Below are 20,686 nucleotides of genomic sequence, written 5' to 3' on the forward strand. Positions count from 1 at the left end.
CTTTTTTAATCATATACGTTGATTTCCCCAATGTAAACCATTCATGTTTTTGAACGGAGATAGAAGGGAAATTTAAGAGCAGATAAATGTTAAGGAGGACGACTACATGCAATATGCAATTGTTACAGGAGATTCGAGAGGACTTGGCGAGGCGATTGCCCAACAGTTTTTGGAAAAATCGATTCGCGTTATTGGGGTGTCCAGACATGCTAATAAGAGGCTTCGCCAATTAGCTGAACGGTTGGAGGTGGACTATACACATGTGCCTTGTGATTTTAGTGACCAGGATGAACTCGGGAGAGGGATCAAAGAAGTGATGAGGCACGCTGCAAAAGGGGATGCCCACTTCATTTACCTTGTTAATAATGCTGGAGTCATTGAGCCGATTGAAACGGTGGGAAATTTTCATGTGAAAGATGTGAACCGGCACTTGATGGTTAACGTCACAGCACCTATTATGTTCACCAATTCCTTATTGAAAGAAGCCAATGAGCACGAAATAAATACGTCGATTATAAATATCACTTCAGGAGCGGCGGAAAGATCGGTCCACGGCTGGAGTGTCTACAGCAGTTCCAAAGCAGCCATCAACCGCTTTACCGAAACCACGGCCTTAGAGCAGGAAATGGCCGGACATTCACACAAAGTGTTTGCCTATAGCCCTGGTGTGATTGATACAGATATGCAGAAGGAAATCCGCTCTTCCAAGGAATCGGCATTTGCGGATCTTGATAAGTTTAAGTCCTTGAAAGAGGAAGACAAACTGAATTCTCCTAAAACAGTGGCAGCGGTTTTAATGGATTTGCTAAATGATTATGCATCTATTGAGAGTGGAAAAGTGTACAAGCTATATGACCTGATTAACAAATCATAACGTGAGCTGTGCTCAGGTATAAATCTGTTTCGCTCAGCAAAAACAGCGGTAATGTTAACATCAAGTAGATGGAAAACCATTTTGAGGAGAGGCGATCGCTATGAACAATTTGCACAATGCACTAAAAGAAAAAGTCGGTTTCGGTACAGCACCCTTAGGAAATATGTTTCGCGAGGTTTCAGAGGAAGAAGCTCAAGAAACAATCAAAACTGCTTGGGATCAAGGCATTCGTTATTTTGATACAGCCCCTTTGTATGGTGCTGGCTTATCAGAATTGCGATTAGGTAAAGCTTTATCCAACTATAATCGAGATGACTATGTGGTAAGCACAAAAGTGGGACGCGTCATTTCAGATGAAATGGAAGAAAAAGAAGGACTGTTCGAAGACGCACGTAAAAACAAAGTGATTACTGACTATACCGAAGATGCAACGCTCCGCTCGATTGAGCAAAGTTTAGAGCGGCTTAAAACCGATCACTTGGATGTGGTTTATGTTCATGATATTTCGCCTGATTTTCACGGTGATGAATGGATTTCGAAGTTTGATGAGGCCAGAAAAGGAGCATTTCGCGTGCTAACGCGGCTTCGTGAAGAAGGGGTTATTAATTCCTGGGGCATCGGGGTGAATACGACAGAACCGATCGAACTTGCGTTGGAGTTAGAAGATGCAAACCCTGACCTATGCTTGCAGGCTACTCAATACACACTTCTCAACCATGATCGCGCTTTACAGCGATTAATGCCAACTGCACAAGAAAAAGGTGTGGGCATTGTAGTCGGCAGTCCGTACAATTCAGGCGTCTTACTTGGAGGTTCTCATTACAACTATGAAAAAGCACCATCCGAAATTATGACAAAAGTAGAGCAATTAAATGGGATCGCCAAGAACCACAAGGTTAGCTTAAAGGCTGCTGCCCTTCAATTTTCAACAGCACATCCCGCGGTTGCAGCCGTTATTCCAGGTTCCACTCGTCCAGATCGAATTAAGGAAGACCTGGCGTCTATGAAAACAGAGATCCCAGCTTCCTTTTGGCAGGAACTCGTAGAAAGAGAATTTATCTCACCGAAAGCTCCGCTGCCAAATAAGAAGTGAGTTATGGATACAATCGTTTAATAGCTGAACGATAACCCGAATAAAGGAACCTTATAATAGAGTGCCCTTATTCGGGTTTTTGTGTTTAAAGCATTTCAGACGGAAGAGACTCCTATAGCTTGCATGAATTTGCTTTTAATTAATTAGTGATGCGTGATAGTTATCGCCACTTGGTCAGATCGGGCTTCGAGCGAAACTTCGCCACCGATTGGAAAAGTGAATTGCGGTGTCGTATGCCCAAAGCTGGCTTCGGCCACAACAGGTATGTGCAAAAGCTCAGGCTTGGAGCTAATGATCTTTCTTAAGTCCGACATACTTATATTTGAACCCTTTTGAAAACGTCCAATTACGAGGCCGCGAACTTGATTGAAATCTGGCTGATGGATTAATGATTGCAGATCACGATCAAAAGTAGGAACATTCGTCAGAAAATCATCTTCCAGGAATAATACTTTTCCTTCCAGGGAAGGCATGTATTCCGTACCCTGCAACAGATTTAATGTACATAAATTTCCGCCCATGCTAACCCCCTCAGCCCGTCCTTCATGGATGACAGCATATCCCTCATGGAGGTGAAAGCAGCGGTTCTCCTGATCCATGAACCATTTGTCATCACTCCAGTGATTTGCAGGAGAAATGTCTACAGGGTCTGAGTTTAAAAACATTTTCTTGAAATATTCCTCGGTGTACTCTATCCCTTTTTCCATTCCAAACGTTGAAAAATGTGGGCCGGAATAAGTAACTAAGCCCGACTTTCTGTAAATGGCGTTGGCAAGCGCTGTAATGTCTGAAAAACCACACAATATCTTAGGGTTTTCGGAAATGAGGTTATAATCTAAGTATTGCAGCAGCTGGTTACTGTTATAGCCGCCAATCGTTGTTAAGATGGCTTTTACTTCCTGGTCTCTAAAGGCCTCGTGGATGTCAGATACGCGTTGTTCAATAGTGGGATTCTCATTATAGGCATGCTGGCTGAAGGAAATGGTAAGTCCCATTTGCTTAAAGCGCTGAATGGCAAGATCGCGCTGGTCGTCCGCAATCATAGCCATACTTTCTGCCGGAGAAATAATACGGATCTCGTCACCCTCTGTAAGTTTTGGCGGGATCATCTTTCATCACTCGCTTTCAGTAATTATTGGAAAATTAATACTATACGTTTAGATACTATCATCATATAATAAGTCTAACTTGTTTAGAAGGGGCTATTTACTTTATAGCAATGAGGTACAGATAATGTTAATTACACGGGGAGTAGGGGGAGGATTTTTATGTTTTCTTTGCAAATAAAGGAAGATCTATCACTTAAATTACTTGAAAAAGGAGATACAAAAGAATTATTTTCTCTGGTGGAAGAATCAAGAGATTACTTGAGAGAGTGGCTGCCATGGGTCGATGACATGAATCGTGAAAAGGATTATGAGCCCGTTATTGAACTGTGGATGAAACAATTTGCTTCTCAGGAGGGACTTCAGGCAGGGATAATTTACAAAGGAAAATTAGCAGGAGTTGCTGGCTTCAACAGCATTGATTGGGCAAACAGGATAGCGACTATCGGGTACTGGTTATCGGAAAAATATCAGGGCTTTGGAATCGTAACAGCCGTTGTGCAGACATTAATAAACTGTGCCTTTGCAGAGTATAGTCTCAATCGTGTGGAAATAGAGTGTGGGGTTGAAAATAAAAAAAGTCGCGCTATTCCTGAGAGAATTGGTTTAAGGCAAGAAGGTGTTAAAAGGGAAGGCGAATATTTGTATGATCATTTTCATGATTTAGTTTTGTACAGTGTTCTTGCCAAGGAATGGAAGGTAGAAACTTTGAGAAAAGGAAAGACTATAAAAGGAGATAAAAATGATACATAGAATGGGATTATTTAGTGAATATTTAAATCTGATAAAAGAAGGTACGAAAAAAGTTGAGGTACGGTTATTTGATGAAAAAAGAAGAAAAATTAATACGGGAGATATTATTGAGTTCATAAAAGTACCCGAGCAAAATGAATCTATAAAAGTCAAAGTAGTAGAACTAAAGAAGTATGAAACATTTAAACAGATGTATGAAGACATCCCCTTTAAGGATTTTGGAAATGAAGGGTGGAGTCTTGAAAGTATGGTAAGTGGCACATATGAAATCTACACAAGGGAGCAGGAAAGGCAATGGGGAGCGCTAGCAATAAGAATCGAACATTAAGAAAATTGAGGAAACCCAAGATCAAAACTTCCAATCGGGCTTCCCGACACGAACCAATCAACTTAACTCGTTGATTGGTTTTTCAGGCTTCTTTCCCTTTTTATGAGAAGTGATAAAATACTCGACTTCTTTCTTCGAAAAACCAAGTGCCTTGGCTATCTTCAACAACTGTACCCACTCGTGATCGAGCTGCCCCGACCGTTCTTTTTTCAAAGATTCCATTTGTTCACATATCCCCTAGATTCCTTATTTTGTTTCCCTTGGCACCATTCCATATAGGAAAAAGTCAACGATCTCCTTGGCTAAACCTACAGCTGTCGCTTCATTGGAAAAAAGTTTCGTAATGGTAAGGCGCTCAATCGCACCTACTAACACCTGGGCAACTAACTCCATGTTCAGTTGACCGGAAAAATAGTTGTTTTGTTGCTCGAAAATCAAATTTTCGCGGATCTGATCCACCATTGATTGCTTGATGTTTGTGGCTTCTTCTGATTCGTAGAAACCGATTTTCGTCAAATGTGGGTGATCTGCGAAAAATTGAAGAATGGCAGATAGACTCTTGGTGATTCGTTCTGGAAGGGAATCCGTATTCAGTTCTGGTTCTAACCGACTGTCTACGGTGAGTTGCTCCAATTTTTCCTGAAAAGATTGGACTAACTCACTATAAATATGCTCTTTGCTTGTAAAATATAAGTAAAAAGTGGGCTGCGTAAAACCAGCTCGTTTTACGATGGTACTGATTGTGGCTTTAAAATACCCCTTCTCAGCGAATTCTTCTGCCGCAATCGATAACAAGCATTCTTTACTTTCCATACCGATTGATCCCTTTTTTCTCCCTCGCGCTCCCATGATGCATGCTCCATTCAATAATATTCGAACAATTCTGTTATATTACTTAGTAGTATTATAATGATTACTTGTGAAAAAATCAACTATTTTTTGGAAATTTAGAACTATGACTTCATCTGTTTTTAATCACGGTCACACATACTGAATTTAGCACCTACTTTCTTCTTGACATGTTCCATTCACTTGCATAACTATGAAAACACTGCCCAGCCTGTCGGAAGGTCAATCACTTTCGAGGATTTATGACATGGATCCTTATGCCAGCTTCAGCTTTTCTTTCCGGAGTTTTAGCTGAATATATAGGGACATCCTCGACGATATTTATAGGCGGTATTACATCAATGGCTGCTTCATTGATTTATTTACATCCCTCGTTAGGAAAGGACTGTTCGTGATCTATTTGTGTTCCATTAACTCCAAAACCCTTTAAACTCGTCTTTAATCTCCCTGCGTCTCATGAAATAAAAAGGTGATAGAATGGGCACAATGGTCTTAGTTAAAGAAGGCCGATGAGCGAAAACTGATACTATGTAAGGAGGTCCATTAATGAAAGTAAGAATTGAATTCACCTATAAAACACCAAAAGGAACCAACGCCACATTCAGCTCCGAGGAAATGAATGCTGGTAAAGCGATATTACTTACTGAAGATCTGGAACGTACGGAGCGCGGCAAAAACTTAACCTTTATTGACAGCATGGAAAACTCATGGACTTTAAAAGAGTTGAAAGAATTTATGAAGGAAATCGAGACAGAACCACACAATATTACAGTTTATTTTGACGGGGGCTTTGATCTTGAGACAAGAAAGTCGGGCTTAGGCTGTGCGATTTATTATGAGCAGAATGGAAAATCACTTCGGCTGCGAAGAAATGCATTAGTGCAGGAGCTTAACACAAACAATGAAGCGGAATACGCCGCCCTCCATCTTGGATTGCGGGAATTAGAACACATGCAAGTCCATGATCTTCCTGTTAGATTAGTTGGGGATTCTCAAGTAGTCATCAATCAGTTAAATGGGGAGTGGCCGTGTTTGGAAGAAGAATTGTCCAAATGGGCGGATCGAATTGAAGCGAAACTAAGTCAATTACGGATTCAACCAGAATATGAATTGGTTTCCAGAAAGAAAAACCGGGAAGCGGATCGATTAGCCACACAGGCATTAAAGGAAATTGAAATAACGAGTACAATTGAGACCGCATCCGATATGTAATAGTGGAGTAAAGGATCTTATTATAGCTAATGGGGAGCTTGAGATGGAAATTTCATTAGTAAGACATGGTAAATCTAAGCATATAGAGAACACACGAATAACCTGCCTGGAATATAAGCACTGGATTGAAAAATATGATGATAGCGGGGTGGCGGAAGAAGAGATTTATCCCGCCCATACCATTGAAAAAGTGAAAGAAGCGAATATCGTGGTGACGAGCCACCTTATCAGGTCAGTCGAATCTGCTAAGCTATTACATTCTGCCAGTAATGTTATTTCGGATTCTATATACACAGAAATCGCATTGCCAACTATTTCCGCAAAATTACCAGGTGTAAAACTCACTCCTGCAATCTGGACGGTGATCACAAGGTGTTTGTGGTTTGCTGGATACTCTAAACAGTGTGAGTCACTACGCGAAGTTAAGGTGAGGGCTGAAGAGGCAGCTTATCATTTAATCAGGTTTGCACATGAACACCATACTGTTGTTTTAGTGGGACACGGCTTTTTCAACCTATTTATTGGAAAGGAATTACGAAGAAGGGGATGGAATAGTTATACAAAACAATCTACTACACACTGGAATTGTACGCCATTCTTTTTAAGCGACAAGAAAGATGGACAATAGTCTGCTCATGAGTACAAATTTTTTAAGGGGGACGCCATGATCATCAAGTGGATAGTTTGTAAGGTACCGGAAAATAAAAGGGAAGAATTTTCATATGCACAAACACAATGGAAATCGCTTCGTAATATAGAGGGGTTTCTAGGGCAGATAGGTGGATGGGATTCGCAAATGTCATCCAAAGCTGGGATTCTATCATTTTGGAAGGAATTCCAATCTTACCGGGCTTTTATGGAGAATGAGCATGATAAGATCTTCAAAAGGAATCAGCAAGCTAATACATATAGTAACATTTCAGTAGAGATCTACTCAGAAACAGTGGCTTTATCTGGCGTTGACATTATAGATTCTTTAACCCTTGCAACCTTTGTAAGGGTGGCATCATTTACGGCTCCTGTAACCATGCCTAATCATCTTGAAGCAATACAAAAAAATTTAGAAGAGGGGCCTATATATCAGGACGTGTTAGCGAACGTTTTCAGTAAAGATAGGGAAAAGAATTGCCTTTTGGCTTCCTTAGGGAGAGGTAAGGAATCCCTTAAGAAATGGGAGGATTCACCATCAAATAGCAGCAAAGAATCCGTTGATATCCAAGAAACCTTACTACAATTAGAAAAGAATTGGTTGATTATTTAGCTGAAATCGAGGTGTTTGTTGATTACTCTGATTATTGGTACAATTTAACTAACGATAGTTCACTTCATTGTGCGTCCAGACGGGAGTGATGAATATTCACTTAGTGATCGCGTTATTAGGAATCATTTCTTCTGCTATGTTTCTATATTATTGGGGAAAATCGGGTTATGATTATGAGGGAAAGAAGGAAGAAAATGATTAGTCTCCCGTACTTAGCCGCTTTGAGGTCAAAGATATGTTCTTCAAAATCTCAATGAATCGAGGTGTAAAAATGGGGTTGGCTCTAGGTATTTTCATTACCTTTGTCCTTATTGGGATCATCCGTGTTTTACTTGGGATCCCATCTGCACGTAGTCAATCAAAATCATATCACGATCGTGACTATTCTTAGGTTTTCTAGTACAATGGCGTCTTATCCATCAACCATTAGTTTGCGCAATACCTTCTCTTCCCAACTTAACCCCTTTTGGCTCGTCATTTATGAAGCAAGGACAGCATATGCGTATAGAAAGGTCAGGTGAAAAATTGAGGAGGGGGCTAGATGGAAGGCGTTATTTACGTTTTTATCGTTTTCCTGCTTATTTCATTGTTGAGTGATAAGTATGTGAATGGATGGTTAAAGCTAACCCTCTTTGTGTACTATGGTGTGATCATTTTTTACTTCTCCAGAGGGTATAGCAAGATTATGAGCAATCGAGTTGAGTATGCTTCAAATAATGAGTATGACTTTAGGGATAAAGCGGATGTAAAGGCCTTGTTCTCCTTTTGGGAAAAACGATCGGATTTCGTTGATGGGTTTCTCGCGTTTTATTTTCTTCCGCTGCTAGCCTTTCTGGTGTATTCATACTATAAACGTATTACTCATAGCAAAACTGGCAAACACACGTTTTTGACATACTTCAGTATGATTCCAGTTACCGTGGTTTATCTTTTGCTGCTTTTATTTTTTGCAATGCTAGGTTATCATCCATAATACTCCGAGAAGGAAGTTAGTTAATCGGGGATTGTGCCCCTTCTGAGTGGAAATTTAGTTTCTCTTATGAAAAAGTGCTTTAGTCGAAGCGGCACTTTCCAGCTCCTCAATGGCCTTGCAGTAGGTCTTCTGAATATCTCCTTTCAATACCTTTACAGGTTTTTTTACAAAATGAAGCATTTTCTTATTAATAAACCAGTCCCCAGGGATGACCGCTTCCTGGTCGAAATCCTTCCACACGCTGGTTAGCTGAGGGCTGTAGATCTTAGGCGATATCGGCTTTAGCGAACATGGATTACTTGTTAACTCGTGCTTCTCGTCAGGTGCTGTTTCTTTTATATGATGAAACAGATGCGGCCAAAAGTCATGGCGTGATCCCGTATGCGGATTTGCTTCTGCCCAGTCGATCGTATGCTTCAGACGGCTTGGTACCGAGAATAATAATGGATATAACCCTTTGCCGAGATTAATGCGTTCCTTGACGGATGAGAAATGATGCACGGCACCTCCGGCTAACACGGTACTCTTTTGAATGGAGGGTGTGTAAGGGAATAAAATATGGTTGAATTCGAAGACATCTTGCAGCTTAAAAAGGATCGAATCCAGCACGGTTTCTCGATACTGTTTATGTTGGACGACGCGTTCCTCAATGTATTGCTGTTCATTAATAATCAACGCAACAGTCAGCACTTCTTTCGAAGACTCTTTCCAGAATTGAGTCCAAAAAGGTTCCATGAACGTTGATATTTCCATGAAAGACAGCAGATGAAAGAGAGGTGAACCGCGTTTTTTGCTTTCTTCATACAGCAGTAACTGCGGGTAAGCATCTTGAAAAATCAGCCAGTTGCCACGTTCCAGGAAGGAAAAAAAGTCAGTTTGTTCTTTTCTGGATAGCAGAAAGGGTAAATATTCACCTTTGAGATCTGTCATATTCCAGCCCGCATTGCGTGAAACTAGATGAGCTAATAATGCCCAATGGATTTCGGGATGTTTTTGATAAAAATCGAAGTAGGCTTGAGTTCGGGTAACATTATTTCGGTTATGTTCACGAGTTGTGAAGCGAATCGTTTGGATCATATCTTCTTCTTCATTTGTGAGCTCATAGTGTTTAATCGATTTAGACTTTTTAATGATTTTTTTCAATTGCTTCGTTACTTTCTTTCTCTGTTTCTGTGTCTGTGTCCATTTCAAGATGATCTTTTCCTTTCTCTCAACAGTGATTTATGCATTTATCTGATGTAGCTTATGGAAAATAATTGTAATGTTAGTATTCACGTCTCTATTTTCGCTTATACAGGCAATGGAACAGGAACACGTTCTTAGGTTATGGATGAATGAAAACAGGAGTACCGATCGGGATAATACTGGCCAGTTCCTCCACATCTCGATTGTACATACGGATACAGCCGAGGGATACAGCTTCGCCAATTGAGCTTGGATCATTGGTTCCGTGAATGCCGTAATGCTGTTTGGATAAACTCATCCACATAGTTCCGAACGGCCCGCCTGGATTGGGAGCTTTGTTAATAATAATGTAATGGCCAGTGGGAGTCCCATGTAACATTCTTCCCACTGCTATGGGATACTGTTTTTGCAGCACTCCATTTCTGAATAACTTAAGCTGACGATTCGTTAGCGAAACGTCAATTTGATAAGGAATCGTTTCAATTGGTGGAAATCCTGGTATTACGATGGATTGCCCAGGATAAATGAGGTTAGGGTTAATGGAAGGATTGACATTTATAATCATCGCGAGCGGTGTCCGGTAATCTCTTGATATCTGTGTAAGTGTTTCACCTGGTTTAATCGTGTGAATCACTAGTATCACCTCCATAGAATGTACAGATAATGTAGATTATGAGAAGTGTTACAAGAGAGTGATTTTCACCAAAGGTATTAAAAAAGGGCGTCTGTAAAAAGATCGCCCCTTTGTTGACTAATAAACTTTGTCTCCATTGAAAATGGAGTTCTTCACAACAACATAATCAACATTTCGAATGGCCTCAAGTTTGCTTCCTCCAGCATACGAAATAGCCGACTGAAGATCCTGTTCCATTTCTACCAGTGTATCTTTTAAGGAACCTTTGTGCTCTACATACATTTTCTTACCTTCAACATTCTTCTTTTCACCTTTTTGATATTCAGAGGCAGAGCCGAAATATTCTTTGTACAGCTTGCCGTCCTTTTCAATGGTTTCACCTGGAGATTCTTCGTGGCCCGCAAACAAGGAACCGATCATGACCATGGAAGCGCCAAACCGAATTGATTTCGCAACATCTCCATGTGTACGAATGCCGCCATCCGCAATAATTGGTTTGCTGGCCGCTTTTGCACACCAGCGTAACGCCGCTAACTGCCAGCCGCCTGTTCCGAATCCGGTTTTAATTTTCGTTATACATACTTTTCCTGGTCCGATACCGACCTTCGTTGCATCTGCCCCCGCATGTTCTAATTCTCTTACTGCTTCTGGGGTCCCGACATTGCCGGCAATCACAAAGGATTGAGGGAGTTTTGCCTTAATATATTGAATCATCTTAATTACGGCATTGGAATGACCGTGCGCAATATCAATCGTAATAAACTCAGGAGCGATGTGTTCAGCTGCCAGCTGTTGAATAAATTCATATTCTTCATCTTTGACCCCGACACTAATTGAAGCGATTAAGTCTCGTGATTGCATATCTTTAATAAAAGCAAGACGCTTCTCTGGTTCAAAACGGTGCATTACATAGAAGTAACCGCCTTCCGCTAAAGACAGAGCCACTTCCTCATCGATAATGGTCTGCATATTGGCAGGCACGACAGGCAGTTTAAATGTATATTCGCCAAAGCTTACGGTTGAGTCACATTCAGATCGACTATTTACCACACATTTTGCAGGAATTAATTGGATATCTTCGTAATCAAACACGTTTTCCATCATTCACACCCCTAAAACCGAATGTTTTATTATATGTTTTGAAAATCGTTCGTACATAAGTTAATTTACACGATACAAGTCAAAATGTCAAAGCTATAGTACAGCTAGAGTAGTTTTTTATAAAGAACTGGGTGTTAAGCCGTGGTTGTTTACAACAAGAATCTTAACAGGTAAAACTGTAACACTAAGCCTAGGATTCATTATCCAGCCAATTATAATAAAGATTTGATGAATCGGCCATGACTTCTTTTCTTACAATTTGGATAAAAGCTTCCTTGAGACTACCGTAAAAATAGCCGAGGAACGATTTCTTAATCGTACCTTGGCGCTGTGCGAAAACTGCCCGCTTAAATGTACGGTTGATCTGTTCGATGTACCATTCAAGAGGCTGCGTAAGGTTTACTTTTTGATAGGCGCGTTGAACACTTTTCCAGGCTGATAAAATATCATGAGGAGTTAAAAATGGACGAGAAACGTTTAGAAAGGATTCAGGTATGTAAGAGGGGAGATAGTCCGCATCGATGACTGGCGGGTGCTGGATCTTCTCTTGTATGTTATCTGTTTCTGCAGGTTGTGTTTCATGGAGTGTTTGTTCGGTTGGAGCTGTTTCGGGGGCACTGTCTAGTGAGGAAGGAGCCACAGGTTTCTTCTTTGGCAAACGTTCGCTTCCTTCTGCCTGCAACACGAGAATATTAACGCCACGCTTTCCGTTTGGCCTTAGAGTGGGGACTCGCTTGAGCAGACCTTTCTTTTCTAAACAATTAATCGCTCGTATAACTGTGCTGCGGCTTTTATTCGTTTTATCCTGAATGGTTTCCACTTTTGCAAAGGAAACCCCGGTATACTTAACCGAATGTCGCCATATATATTTTAAAACAGTAAGTGTTCCTTCTGATAACGCTTGTTTGTGATGATACAAGAAGGCCCGTACACGGAGGTCAAGTTCTTTTTTACTGGGGAAAGATTGAAGGTTGCGGATTTCTGCTAGATTCATTTCTGGAATTCCTCATTTCGACTGTTCTTATATCTATAATCGAAACAGGTGTAGTAGTAGGTGTCGCTATCGGTTCATTTTTTTAAAAATTTATTGGGCAATCGTTGTCTGTATTTATTTCAAATCTTTTTATCATCATTGTTTACTCTATGTTTCCGACCATGGTTTTGCCTTGTAAAGCCTTATATAGCAGTGCTTTTTCACTGATCGATACCGTGTCACCTGGGGTGTCTAATCGGGTGTCAAAGCGTAGAAAATGATGAGTGAAGAACAGGTAGACATGGAGTTATTACATCTTCGAAAAATGCTTGATAGTCTGCTGGGATTTTTTTGTTGATTGACAATATAGTGTTCGGCAATACGACGGACCATTTTGTTGAAGATTAAAATATGAATTTTAGTGAAGAGGAGTATCTTTGGTTATAAATATCGACTTGGAAATCCACAGTAAGTTTTGGTGATATTGAAATGAAGCTTAATAATGGTATACTCATAATATAGGAGAAATACGAAAGGTGGAACTGATTTGCCAACATACTTGTAATGGTTCAGCAGCTAAATAGTACATTTCTTTTTTTGAACATGATGTTCAATGACGGGAGAAGTGTGCCTATTTTTAACCATTACAGGAAACGCAGGATAATCAGTTGTTTTACTTCCAGCGGGATACCTGTAAGGTATTCCGCTTTTTTAATGGGAAATATTTTTCATTCAACCGTTTTTTTGCGTTCCTATGAATAAATAGGAGGAACTGGTGTATGAGTTTTAATAATTTATTCACTTATGAAATCATTGCTCAGGAAACACCTTATATAAAACGAAATTGTAGTAAATGTAAAACGAACACAGAATTTTATTGTAGTGAGAAATTCAGGGTAAATGCAAATCAGAAAATAGTTGATATTTGGCTTATTTATAACTGTACACATTGTGAGGGAACTTGGAATTACCCTATCTTTTCGAGAGTACATGTTAATAAAATTGACTCTATGCTAATTCAAAAGTTTACGAATAATGATAAAGAGACAATCTGGTACTATGCTTTTCAAATCAATAAATTAAGAAAACTATGTCATGATGTGAATACGGATATACGATACGAGGTAAGAAGAGAAAAGCTCGATTCACTATCTAACGAGTTGACTATAAAACTTTGCTATAAATATGATTTTGGTCTTAGAATAGATAAACTAATAGCAGAAATTTTTGGCATTTCAAGGTCAAAAGTAAATAAAATGTCTCAGAACGGATTTTTTTTACTGAACCCAAACATTAATTTGAAGAGCAAAGTTATTGATAACCTGCAAATTACTGTCAGAGGTGATTGGTACAAAGCTGATGCTTTGACAAAATTTTACGATTATAAAACTTAATCCACAATCGGGCCCTATCTGGAGTAAGAATCGGCGTCCTATCTTTCCGAAATCGCCATGATTGTGGAGTAAGGAAGGTAATTAGCTGGTTCATCTTGAAAGTGTAAGTTATACCAGAACAATACGCCGTAAATGAATTTTGACCAAAGGGATGATCTATAAAAGGGATTAAATGGGAGGGAAAAGAAAATGGATGTAAAGACACTTTTGTTACAACAATGGGCAAGCTGCCTAGATGAACAAGACTGGTTTCCACCACTTGAAAAAGCGCTAGAGGATATCACTTTTGAACAGGCAATTTGGAAACCAGCTGATAGAACAATGAATTCCATTTGGGAATTAGTTTGTCATTTACTTTTCTATGAAAAGAGATATCTGATGCGATTTCTTGGTGAAACAGCGAATGAACCCCAGGCAGAAGTTAATGAAGATACATTTCGATTACCAACTGAGACGTTAGAAGATTGGAAGAAAACAAAACAAGAATGCTTTTATGTTCATCGTGAACTTGGAAAAATACTAGCAGAATCAGAACATGAAGATTTGTATAGACAGGTCCCAGGAGAAGATAATTCGTTAGTGCTTGAACTGAAGAGTTTAGCATTGCACAACGCATATCATATTGGGCAAATTGTATCCCTGAGTAAAATGCAAGGAGCTTGGGCTGGGAAACGCAGCTTTTAAAAAGCTTCATTAGTTTTACAGCTAATCAATTGTAAGGGCGCGCTAATCAAATAGTGCGTCCTTATGATACGGACAGACCAGATAATTGAATTAGAAAAGACATCTTTTTAAAGAAAGACGTTTGATCACGTCATGAATTTTGTTATACATATCGAACATGATGGCATATTATTCAATGTTGTTGATTGTGAACATGGAAGAAGAAAATCATGGGAGAATACTGTGCGGATTGCGATGCTTCTCATAAGAAGCCTATCAGAAACAAATACAGGGAGAAACAACAAAGAATTTTGTATCAAAAAGCGAATCATTTGACGTAAATATTAAACAAACAAGCGCGATTGTCCAAGAGTGGCAGTCGCTTTTTGTGCTAATGCAGCAGGATTATTAAAGGATATCAATAAAATAAATTTCAAAATTTGAAGTTGGGGTGTTTTTTATTGAGTAAAGATAAGGAAAATCCTGAAGAAAGAAGAGAAAGATTGAGACAAGAAGAAATAAAGAGAAACCCTGGAGGGGGTATTTATGGTGGAGGACTTCCTGATTTAGTTGGGAGTTTGGGTTGGAAAGGTACTGGAATACTTATTCTTTTAATAATAGTAGGTTTTATAATTTATTCCGTCTTCTTCAATTAAAGAGCCATTATCTGGAAGACTTGAATTCGAGATATTTGATACACTTTTAAGAGTTTTTCACCTGTTCAATCCCAATTATGGTAAGAAAATTTTTTGTGCTTGAAACTATGTTGGATCCCAACCGTAAATATAGATAAGGGGAAGGATGGGAAGCTATGAAGAAATATTTCATTTTTATAGGGAGTTTCATTTTACTTTACTTAGTTTATCAAATGGCATCAGGTTTAATTTTGACTATGAATTATACTCCAGACATTTCTTTTTTAGGAGGTTCTTTTCCTCAAGAAGTGAGTTTTGGGCGAAGAAGCTTTCATTTGTTGGTCATAATATTGATCGCTAGCCTTGCCTATTTCTTTTCCCAAAAAACACAAAATAATTAGATCTTCTTAAAGAATAGGGGCGCAAAAGTTGAATAAAGGGCTGCCTAAATACAGTCCGTTTTATTTTTTCATACGGCTATCGAGTAGGATAGTTAAAGGAGAATAATGTATTTTAAGGGGGAGATTACAGTTAAGCGTTTTTTATACTATTTCGCTTGGACAATTATAATTGGTCTTATAATCTACTGGGGAATGAAGTATCAATCTCGGCTAGAAGAAGTAGCAAAAATGGAGTTCGAATTATTTCCTGTTATAATGTTTGCTGCCATATTCCCTATTGTGATTGGACTGTTCTTACGATTGCCTAAATTGATAATTGAAATTAAAGAGAACAAGCAATGGACTTTTGACTGGGTTAGGTTCATAGCAATTGCATTACCATCTCTCTACATAATAACAATGTCAATTTTGCCATACTCACCTTTGGGTCAAGGCTCCATCTCTATACCAGAGATAATTCTAATTGGAAGTCCGACAGTTACAACAATAGCCGGGATAGTTTTTGGTTACGTCTTATTAGACAGTTTTAAAAAATAGTCTTCAACTAACGGCTGCGTTAGCATAATAACTAAAGGTTATTTTTTGAAGTTCTTTTAAACTTATCGATCTTCCGTAAACGGGGCGCAATTTCGGAGTAAATATATATTATACCCTTTCTAACTAACGGGGGAGTAGAGTTTAATTTAGTGTATTTTTTGTTTCAGGGCAGGTGATTTGTAATGATTTGGTTTTTGGCTTTGTGCGGATTTTCCGCAGCGTTAGGGGCATTTATTGAATGTGAAAAAGTAAATAAAGAGAACAAAAACTTGAGAGCAAGAATTCAAAAATTAGAAAAAGAAGTATATAAATAATTTCACTAGCAGAGTGCTTGAGTAAGATTGTTTTGGAGATATCTCGACTTTGAGTCTTCCGTATAAGGGGCGCAAGAATTTAATAGCGATGGGATGTTTCAGTAGTTTTACATATAGAAGAGGTGACTAAGCCATGAACCATTTAACCAAAGGATTATACGGAGAAAATGCTCACGTAAACACATTGACAATTTTTGATGGATTAGGCACTGAACAAGCAGGTGAGGTGGTTCTTAGCCAGCATTCAATATGGCAAATTCTAAATCATATGATCTACTGGCAAGAATATATTTTACGTCTTTTGAGGGGAGAAAAGACAGTACCGCCGAAACATGCTTCAGAGACATGGCCTACAGAGGTAAAACCACTTACCAAAAGGGATTGGAAATTGGCCGTAAACAGATATACAAATGGTTTAAATGAAGCTGTACAATTAGCAGAAAACGAGCATGGTGTTTCAAATGGTCAAGTGAGACATCTTCTTTCTTTAATTTCTCATAACAGTTATCATTCCGGACAAGTTGTGTTCATCAGACGTAATTTGAATCAGTGGCCCCCTCCTACGGGTGGAGATACGTGGTAGCCAATATTTATACTACCGATACTACGCACGGGCGCTATTGTTACAGTAGCACTCCTGTCTGAATCGGGACATTGTACAAAGTATGGTTTAAAAAAAATCTAACTTAAGAAGGTGTTAGGATGAGTAACCTTCATGAAAGATTGGAAAGAAGCATTGAAATTCTTAAAATGAAGAAACAAGAAATTCGTGATGCAAAAATGGCCCATAACCGAGATACTGTTTGGAGCGACACGGAAAGATACAAACTAAATATGGAGATGTTGACTTGGATTGTAAACACGGATACCTTGTTTTTAAAAACTTCAAGACAGTACAGCCGGGATAAACAACAAGCTCAAAATTCAGATGGTAATCCAGAAAACAGAGAACAAGAAATTTTACTGGGCTTGTACCATGCGTTCAACTGCTTTAAACACAATGCAAGAATACTTAGCATGGAAACAATAAACACAGACGAAACCATTAAATTTGGAGATACAGAGTACCCTATCGCCAACAACGAATGGTTATCAGACCCAATTGGTAAAAAAAGAAACACATACAAATTCTATAAAACAAACCTAAAAGGGAAAAACGTAGAGCTAATTTTTAATGGGGCTGTATGTTACCTGGTTAGCTATTATAATAAGATCAGGAGTACTGAATAAGTGCAAGGGGGACTGCTTAATGCCGAAAAGCAAGATATTCTTCATTATTGTAACTTTAGCTATTACTTTGATGGGTTGTTCCCAGGAAGGAACTTTTATTCAAGGGGACATAACAGATATTAATAAAGAAAGTGGAGATATGGAAATCGATATCGTTTCATGGACAACAATTAGCGATACAGGATCCTCTACAGGGTCACATCAATTTGAAAAAAAGCCAAAATCACAAACTATACGAGTTTCCAATCCGGAAAAATATCATGAAGGGCAAAAAGTACAAGTAAAAGTCATAAAAAATTATGATGAAGATGAGTGGGATATAGATAGATTAAAATTTGATGTAAAACAGTTAAATTAGAGTATTAACCTATTGGCTGCGTTAGTTGAAAATCTTAAATATATCTTGAAATCAAGTATTCTGTTATCGGGCGCGCGCGACAAGTTCTGTTATAAGCGCATTTCAGCGTGAAAATACAGGAATTTTAAGCATTTAGAAATTCAACTTTACAACGGAGGATGGGAATGACGGAACCATGTTTCCTGAAACCATCCCGTCAATACTCCTGCATGCGTTATGACTGACAGGTTATAGGGTATGAAGCACAGGTAGATTCGGCAGAACGAAGGCTGAAGCCATTCAATAAGAAAAGGTATGCCAACGGATATGCCGCGCGGCTGAAAAACTAGATATGGTGAGAATCGTTCTTTGAGATAGGAACTGACAAACTTCCGAATGTAAGGGTCTAAAGATTCGAACATAAGGAAACTTATGTCCCATCTCACGATGGGGTGAGTGGTGTGGAGTAAAACTGCGCCCTCTGAAATACGCTATACCGAACCATGGCGGTATCCAGCTCACAGGCTTACAGGAAGCACCTATGTTTAGTATGAAAAGCTACGTTGTAAGGTACTTGGAAAGCAAGGGACGTTGAAACAAGGGCTGTCACCCGAAACGGTTGCTATAAAGTTTATGCTGAAAAGCATTTGTCCTTGTGAGGGTAGGGGAATGACTGATGAATCTCCTGTAATGGGAGTGGAAGAACAGCCCCAAGTCTAATGAATGAAACAATTATTTTCCTAACGTGAATGGCACCGATCGGGTAGGAACGTGGGAACATCATTCCGTAAGGAGGGGTGCCACAGTGCCAACGCTGCGAAACTGGGATTATTATCGCATGACGGAGACGTTTACAGACCTACATGAAAAAGCGAGTCAAGGATACAAGTTTTCTCATCTTTATGACGCGATCATTTCGAGAGAAAACATCCTGCTCGCTTTTCGCATGATTAAAACCAACAAAGGGTCCAAAACGCCAGGTACCGATGGAAAAACCATCGATGACATGAAAGAGCTATCGGAAAACGATCTCGTAAACGAACTAAGAACCAAACTAAGAAACTACCACCCGAAGAAAGTTCGAAGAGAATGGATTGAAAAAGAGAACGGTAAATGGAGACCTCTTGGGATTCCATGTATTTTAGATAGAATCATCCAACAGAGCTTCAAACAAGTACTCGAACCAATTGTTGAATCTCAATTCTTCAAACATAGCTACGGGTTCAGACCTCTTCGGTCTGCCCACCATGCTATGGCAAGGATACAATATTTAATTAACCAAGCGCAATTTCATTTTGTCGTCGATGTAGATATTAAAAGTTTCTTTGATAATGTGAATCACTCATTACTAAATGGGGTACCGCCAGCAAAACGCGGAAAACGTACGCTAAGCAAAATTCGACATAAAAAAAGCCGACTTCCCGTACGTTTAGGAAAGTCGGCTTTTTTCATTTCATATTTAAAGAATGTAGCATCATTAATATTCAGCAAGGTCACATAAGAGTAATTTTTGGGAAGCAGCTTTTAACTCCGATTCCCAAATTTACGCAAATTCGCCGATTTAATGTTCATATCTAACCATTTCCTCTGTCAATAATTTTATCGATAGAGTGATAGGGTAAGATCCTTAGTTTAGTTTCGTAAAGATGGCGAGGTCCTTGCAGGGTTACGTGGTAACTTTTTTATAAAAGTAAATAATAATGCAGAGAAAAGATATAAAAACATTGGATATTGAACAGAAAGCATTGAAGAAGCTTTTACTGAAATAACTCCATCTACAGGGATACTCATTAAAAAGGCCATATAAAGAAAGATTGGATTCTTTAATATTGTTCCTAATATCCCAATACATGCAGGTATAAATAAAAGTATTGTTACATTAATTCTTTCAATGAAAAAGTAAAGTGTTCTAATTTGTGAGGATATTAGATCTTTACTACTTGGAGTTATTTCTATAGGTCCTCCTGTTACAATTAAATGTTTTGTCCAACAAATGTAAATCCCTATTACAGAACCTATAAACCCTAATAAATAAGCGAGCACTCGTAAGTATCCCGACAATTTATTATTTTCCAAAATAATCACCTCAGTATATTCAAATTTTCATCCTTTGATTTGATGTATATGCACAAATAATCAATTAAATCAATTGAATTATTGTAAAGAAAATAGAAGGATCTGAAGGATCAAAACCCACCTTTCGACAAATTAATTGTAAATTTTTTGAAGGTATTTGACAGAATGACCTTGAATAATTGGTAGAGTAGAAAAAAAGTAGTATTATAGGAGGTTATTTTTATGAGATTATTGTTTGTCTTTGTTCCCTTTCTTTGTTTACTTTCCCTAGCTTTACCCTTTCAAGAAGTAAGTGCTGCTTGTTCAAATGTAATCGATGATGATTCGGGGAACGGCCACCAGTCTGGTTGGTATGAGGGTGGTGGGCACGTTCCGTCATATGGTGATGATTATCATATATCAGGGGATGATTACTATGTGTATGATTCACGATTTTACTGGAGCACTCTAACATCTTGTTCAGATGGATCAGGATGGTGGGGAGTTGATGTGTATTTGAATAATTACGACTTTACTAATACAGAAGCAAAATATTATAAAGGTGGATCGGCTATGAATGCTATAGATCAATATAACGCCTTAGGGGGATGGAATAGAATTGAAACTGTTTGGATAAATAAGGATCAGTACTATCAATTCTCCGTTTCCTCAGCTGGAGATATGATATATTCGGGCGGACAAGCCTATTACCCTGCTAGTAGAACAGGAGCAGATGCTCTAAGATTAGTTGACTAAATACATCCAATCTTAATTATTT

The 20,686-nt window shown here is 38.8% G+C and carries 26 protein-coding genes and 1 pseudogene; 19 read left to right on the forward strand and 8 right to left on the reverse strand.

Going from position 1 to position 20,686, the window contains the following annotated elements:
* Window positions 1–106: 106 nt before the first annotated feature.
* Together B5354_RS12870 and B5354_RS12875 are read left to right on the forward strand one after the other, a co-directional pair.
* Window positions 107–874, forward strand: a complete 768-nt coding sequence (locus tag B5354_RS12870) for a (S)-benzoin forming benzil reductase (RefSeq protein WP_079529225.1) — start codon at window positions 107–109, stop codon at window positions 872–874.
* A gap of 100 nt (window positions 875–974) precedes the next feature.
* Window positions 975–1,967 (forward strand): aldo/keto reductase, encoded by a 993-nt coding sequence (locus B5354_RS12875; RefSeq protein ID WP_079529226.1) that lies wholly within the window; start codon window positions 975–977, stop codon window positions 1,965–1,967.
* A 143-nt stretch (window positions 1,968–2,110) separates the two neighbouring features.
* Here the strand turns inward: B5354_RS12875 and B5354_RS12880 are convergent, their stop codons facing one another.
* Complete coding sequence (locus tag B5354_RS12880; RefSeq protein ID WP_079529227.1) at window positions 2,111–3,076, reverse strand: S66 family peptidase; 966 nt, start codon at window positions 3,074–3,076, stop codon at window positions 2,111–2,113.
* 159 nt (window positions 3,077–3,235) lie between these two features.
* Between B5354_RS12880 and B5354_RS12885 the strand changes: the two genes are divergently transcribed.
* Together B5354_RS12885 and B5354_RS12890 are read left to right on the forward strand one after the other, a co-directional pair.
* Window positions 3,236–3,826 (forward strand): GNAT family N-acetyltransferase, encoded by a 591-nt coding sequence (locus B5354_RS12885; RefSeq protein WP_079529228.1) that lies wholly within the window; start codon window positions 3,236–3,238, stop codon window positions 3,824–3,826.
* Complete coding sequence (locus B5354_RS12890; RefSeq protein ID WP_079529229.1) at window positions 3,816–4,154, forward strand: ASCH domain-containing protein; 339 nt, start codon at window positions 3,816–3,818, stop codon at window positions 4,152–4,154. The genes B5354_RS12885 and B5354_RS12890 overlap by 11 nt, the downstream gene beginning before the upstream one ends.
* Window positions 4,155–4,211: 57 nt before the next feature.
* Here the strand turns inward: B5354_RS12890 and sinI are convergent, their stop codons facing one another.
* Window positions 4,212–4,376, reverse strand: a complete 165-nt coding sequence (gene sinI / locus B5354_RS20285) for a DNA-binding anti-repressor SinI (protein WP_139377136.1) — start codon at window positions 4,374–4,376, stop codon at window positions 4,212–4,214.
* A gap of 24 nt (window positions 4,377–4,400) precedes the next feature.
* Window positions 4,401–4,967 (reverse strand): TetR/AcrR family transcriptional regulator, encoded by a 567-nt coding sequence (locus tag B5354_RS12895; RefSeq protein WP_245804786.1) that lies wholly within the window; start codon window positions 4,965–4,967, stop codon window positions 4,401–4,403.
* 582 nt (window positions 4,968–5,549) lie between these two features.
* On the opposite strand from B5354_RS12895, the gene B5354_RS12900 reads away from it, so the two are divergent.
* The 4 genes from B5354_RS12900 to B5354_RS12915 all read left to right on the forward strand — a co-directional run bounded on the left by B5354_RS12900 (window position 5,550) and on the right by B5354_RS12915 (window position 8,449).
* On the forward strand, window positions 5,550–6,215 hold the full coding sequence (locus B5354_RS12900) for a reverse transcriptase-like protein (protein ID WP_079529231.1): 666 nt from the start codon (window positions 5,550–5,552) through the stop codon (window positions 6,213–6,215).
* A 43-nt stretch (window positions 6,216–6,258) separates the two neighbouring features.
* Window positions 6,259–6,843, forward strand: coding sequence for a histidine phosphatase family protein (locus B5354_RS12905; protein WP_079529232.1), 585 nt, complete (start codon window positions 6,259–6,261; stop codon window positions 6,841–6,843).
* A 36-nt stretch (window positions 6,844–6,879) separates the two neighbouring features.
* A complete protein-coding gene (locus tag B5354_RS12910) occupies window positions 6,880–7,476 on the forward strand; it encodes a YdbC family protein (protein ID WP_079529233.1) in 597 nt (198 codons plus the stop codon).
* A 541-nt stretch (window positions 7,477–8,017) separates the two neighbouring features.
* A complete protein-coding gene (locus tag B5354_RS12915) occupies window positions 8,018–8,449 on the forward strand; it encodes a hypothetical protein (protein ID WP_079529234.1) in 432 nt (143 codons plus the stop codon).
* Window positions 8,450–8,503: 54 nt separating this feature from the next.
* On the opposite strand, the gene B5354_RS12920 is transcribed toward B5354_RS12915, so the two are convergent.
* The 4 genes from B5354_RS12920 to B5354_RS12935 form a co-directional block, all read right to left on the reverse strand.
* A complete protein-coding gene (locus B5354_RS12920) occupies window positions 8,504–9,640 on the reverse strand; it encodes a DUF2515 domain-containing protein (protein ID WP_245804787.1) in 1,137 nt (378 codons plus the stop codon).
* Between the two features lie 133 nt (window positions 9,641–9,773).
* A complete protein-coding gene (locus tag B5354_RS12925) occupies window positions 9,774–10,268 on the reverse strand; it encodes a L,D-transpeptidase family protein (protein WP_079529235.1) in 495 nt (164 codons plus the stop codon).
* A 117-nt stretch (window positions 10,269–10,385) separates the two neighbouring features.
* On the reverse strand, window positions 10,386–11,369 hold the full coding sequence (guaC, locus tag B5354_RS12930; protein WP_079529236.1) for a GMP reductase: 984 nt from the start codon (window positions 11,367–11,369) through the stop codon (window positions 10,386–10,388).
* A 190-nt stretch (window positions 11,370–11,559) separates the two neighbouring features.
* The gene (locus B5354_RS12935; protein ID WP_079529237.1) at window positions 11,560–12,363 is read right to left on the reverse strand and encodes a helix-turn-helix domain-containing protein; all 804 of its coding nucleotides are present in this window, start codon (window positions 12,361–12,363) and stop codon (window positions 11,560–11,562) included.
* Window positions 12,364–13,121: 758 nt separating this feature from the next.
* Between B5354_RS12935 and B5354_RS12940 the strand changes: the two genes are divergently transcribed.
* The 10 genes and pseudogenes from B5354_RS12940 to B5354_RS12980 all read left to right on the forward strand — a co-directional run.
* Window positions 13,122–13,736 (forward strand): DUF1062 domain-containing protein, encoded by a 615-nt coding sequence (locus B5354_RS12940; protein ID WP_079529238.1) that lies wholly within the window; start codon window positions 13,122–13,124, stop codon window positions 13,734–13,736.
* Window positions 13,737–13,925: 189 nt separating this feature from the next.
* Entirely contained in the window at window positions 13,926–14,420 is a 495-nt protein-coding gene (locus B5354_RS12945; protein ID WP_079529239.1) for a DinB family protein, read from the forward strand.
* A gap of 440 nt (window positions 14,421–14,860) precedes the next feature.
* Window positions 14,861–15,055 carry a DUF6366 family protein gene (locus tag B5354_RS12950; protein WP_079529240.1) on the forward strand — a complete coding sequence of 65 codons (195 nt, stop codon included), beginning with the start codon at window positions 14,861–14,863 and terminating at the stop codon, window positions 15,053–15,055.
* 155 nt (window positions 15,056–15,210) lie between these two features.
* Entirely contained in the window at window positions 15,211–15,435 is a 225-nt protein-coding gene (locus B5354_RS12955; RefSeq protein WP_079529241.1) for a hypothetical protein, read from the forward strand.
* A gap of 228 nt (window positions 15,436–15,663) precedes the next feature.
* On the forward strand, window positions 15,664–15,972 hold the full coding sequence (locus B5354_RS12960) for a hypothetical protein (protein WP_245804788.1): 309 nt from the start codon (window positions 15,664–15,666) through the stop codon (window positions 15,970–15,972).
* Window positions 15,973–16,154: 182 nt separating this feature from the next.
* On the forward strand, window positions 16,155–16,286 hold the full coding sequence (locus tag B5354_RS20915; protein ID WP_281252742.1) for a hypothetical protein: 132 nt from the start codon (window positions 16,155–16,157) through the stop codon (window positions 16,284–16,286).
* Between the two features lie 133 nt (window positions 16,287–16,419).
* Window positions 16,420–16,869 (forward strand): DinB family protein, encoded by a 450-nt coding sequence (locus B5354_RS12965; protein ID WP_079529243.1) that lies wholly within the window; start codon window positions 16,420–16,422, stop codon window positions 16,867–16,869.
* A gap of 119 nt (window positions 16,870–16,988) precedes the next feature.
* Window positions 16,989–17,516, forward strand: coding sequence for a hypothetical protein (locus tag B5354_RS12970; RefSeq protein WP_079529244.1), 528 nt, complete (start codon window positions 16,989–16,991; stop codon window positions 17,514–17,516).
* A 19-nt stretch (window positions 17,517–17,535) separates the two neighbouring features.
* Complete coding sequence (locus B5354_RS12975; protein ID WP_079529245.1) at window positions 17,536–17,874, forward strand: hypothetical protein; 339 nt, start codon at window positions 17,536–17,538, stop codon at window positions 17,872–17,874.
* Window positions 17,875–18,658: 784 nt separating this feature from the next.
* Window positions 18,659–19,204 (forward strand): annotated as a pseudogene (locus tag B5354_RS12980) (reverse transcriptase domain-containing protein); the annotation flags it as partial.
* Between the two features lie 281 nt (window positions 19,205–19,485).
* Here B5354_RS12980 and B5354_RS20290 read toward each other — a convergent pair.
* Window positions 19,486–19,929, reverse strand: coding sequence for a hypothetical protein (locus B5354_RS20290; RefSeq protein ID WP_139377137.1), 444 nt, complete (start codon window positions 19,927–19,929; stop codon window positions 19,486–19,488).
* 222 nt (window positions 19,930–20,151) lie between these two features.
* On the opposite strand from B5354_RS20290, the gene B5354_RS12985 reads away from it, so the two are divergent.
* Window positions 20,152–20,664: a hypothetical protein gene (locus B5354_RS12985; RefSeq protein ID WP_079529247.1), complete on the forward strand. Its 513-nt coding sequence runs from the start codon at window positions 20,152–20,154 to the stop codon at window positions 20,662–20,664.
* Window positions 20,665–20,686: the final 22 nt, after the last annotated feature.

It is taken from the genome of Halobacillus hunanensis (assembly GCF_900166655.1).
In the GTDB taxonomy this organism is placed as follows: domain Bacteria; phylum Bacillota; class Bacilli; order Bacillales; family Halobacillaceae; genus Halobacillus_A; species Halobacillus_A hunanensis.

What these genes read in the sequence shown, in the direction of transcription:
- B5354_RS12870 (WP_079529225.1), top strand. Translation starts at nt 107, where the DNA reads ATGCAATATGCAATTGTTACAGGAGATTCGAGAGGACTTGGCGAGGCG.
- B5354_RS12875 (WP_079529226.1), top strand. Translation starts at nt 975, where the DNA reads ATGAACAATTTGCACAATGCACTAAAAGAAAAAGTCGGTTTCGGTACA.
- B5354_RS12880 (WP_079529227.1), bottom strand. Translation starts at nt 3,076, where the DNA reads ATGATCCCGCCAAAACTTACAGAGGGTGACGAGATCCGTATTATTTCT.
- B5354_RS12885 (WP_079529228.1), top strand. Translation starts at nt 3,236, where the DNA reads ATGTTTTCTTTGCAAATAAAGGAAGATCTATCACTTAAATTACTTGAA.
- B5354_RS12890 (WP_079529229.1), top strand. Translation starts at nt 3,816, where the DNA reads ATGATACATAGAATGGGATTATTTAGTGAATATTTAAATCTGATAAAA.
- sinI (WP_139377136.1), bottom strand. Translation starts at nt 4,376, where the DNA reads ATGGAATCTTTGAAAAAAGAACGGTCGGGGCAGCTCGATCACGAGTGG.
- B5354_RS12895 (WP_245804786.1), bottom strand. Translation starts at nt 4,967, where the DNA reads ATGGAAAGTAAAGAATGCTTGTTATCGATTGCGGCAGAAGAATTCGCT.
- B5354_RS12900 (WP_079529231.1), top strand. Translation starts at nt 5,550, where the DNA reads ATGAAAGTAAGAATTGAATTCACCTATAAAACACCAAAAGGAACCAAC.
- B5354_RS12905 (WP_079529232.1), top strand. Translation starts at nt 6,259, where the DNA reads ATGGAAATTTCATTAGTAAGACATGGTAAATCTAAGCATATAGAGAAC.
- B5354_RS12910 (WP_079529233.1), top strand. Translation starts at nt 6,880, where the DNA reads ATGATCATCAAGTGGATAGTTTGTAAGGTACCGGAAAATAAAAGGGAA.
- B5354_RS12915 (WP_079529234.1), top strand. Translation starts at nt 8,018, where the DNA reads ATGGAAGGCGTTATTTACGTTTTTATCGTTTTCCTGCTTATTTCATTG.
- guaC (WP_079529236.1), bottom strand. Translation starts at nt 11,369, where the DNA reads ATGGAAAACGTGTTTGATTACGAAGATATCCAATTAATTCCTGCAAAA.
- B5354_RS12935 (WP_079529237.1), bottom strand. Translation starts at nt 12,363, where the DNA reads ATGAATCTAGCAGAAATCCGCAACCTTCAATCTTTCCCCAGTAAAAAA.
- B5354_RS12940 (WP_079529238.1), top strand. Translation starts at nt 13,122, where the DNA reads ATGAGTTTTAATAATTTATTCACTTATGAAATCATTGCTCAGGAAACA.
- B5354_RS12945 (WP_079529239.1), top strand. Translation starts at nt 13,926, where the DNA reads ATGGATGTAAAGACACTTTTGTTACAACAATGGGCAAGCTGCCTAGAT.
- B5354_RS12955 (WP_079529241.1), top strand. Translation starts at nt 15,211, where the DNA reads ATGAAGAAATATTTCATTTTTATAGGGAGTTTCATTTTACTTTACTTA.
- B5354_RS12960 (WP_245804788.1), top strand. Translation starts at nt 15,664, where the DNA reads ATGGAGTTCGAATTATTTCCTGTTATAATGTTTGCTGCCATATTCCCT.
- B5354_RS20915 (WP_281252742.1), top strand. Translation starts at nt 16,155, where the DNA reads ATGATTTGGTTTTTGGCTTTGTGCGGATTTTCCGCAGCGTTAGGGGCA.
- B5354_RS12965 (WP_079529243.1), top strand. Translation starts at nt 16,420, where the DNA reads ATGAACCATTTAACCAAAGGATTATACGGAGAAAATGCTCACGTAAAC.
- B5354_RS12970 (WP_079529244.1), top strand. Translation starts at nt 16,989, where the DNA reads ATGAGTAACCTTCATGAAAGATTGGAAAGAAGCATTGAAATTCTTAAA.
- B5354_RS12975 (WP_079529245.1), top strand. Translation starts at nt 17,536, where the DNA reads ATGCCGAAAAGCAAGATATTCTTCATTATTGTAACTTTAGCTATTACT.
- B5354_RS12985 (WP_079529247.1), top strand. Translation starts at nt 20,152, where the DNA reads ATGAGATTATTGTTTGTCTTTGTTCCCTTTCTTTGTTTACTTTCCCTA.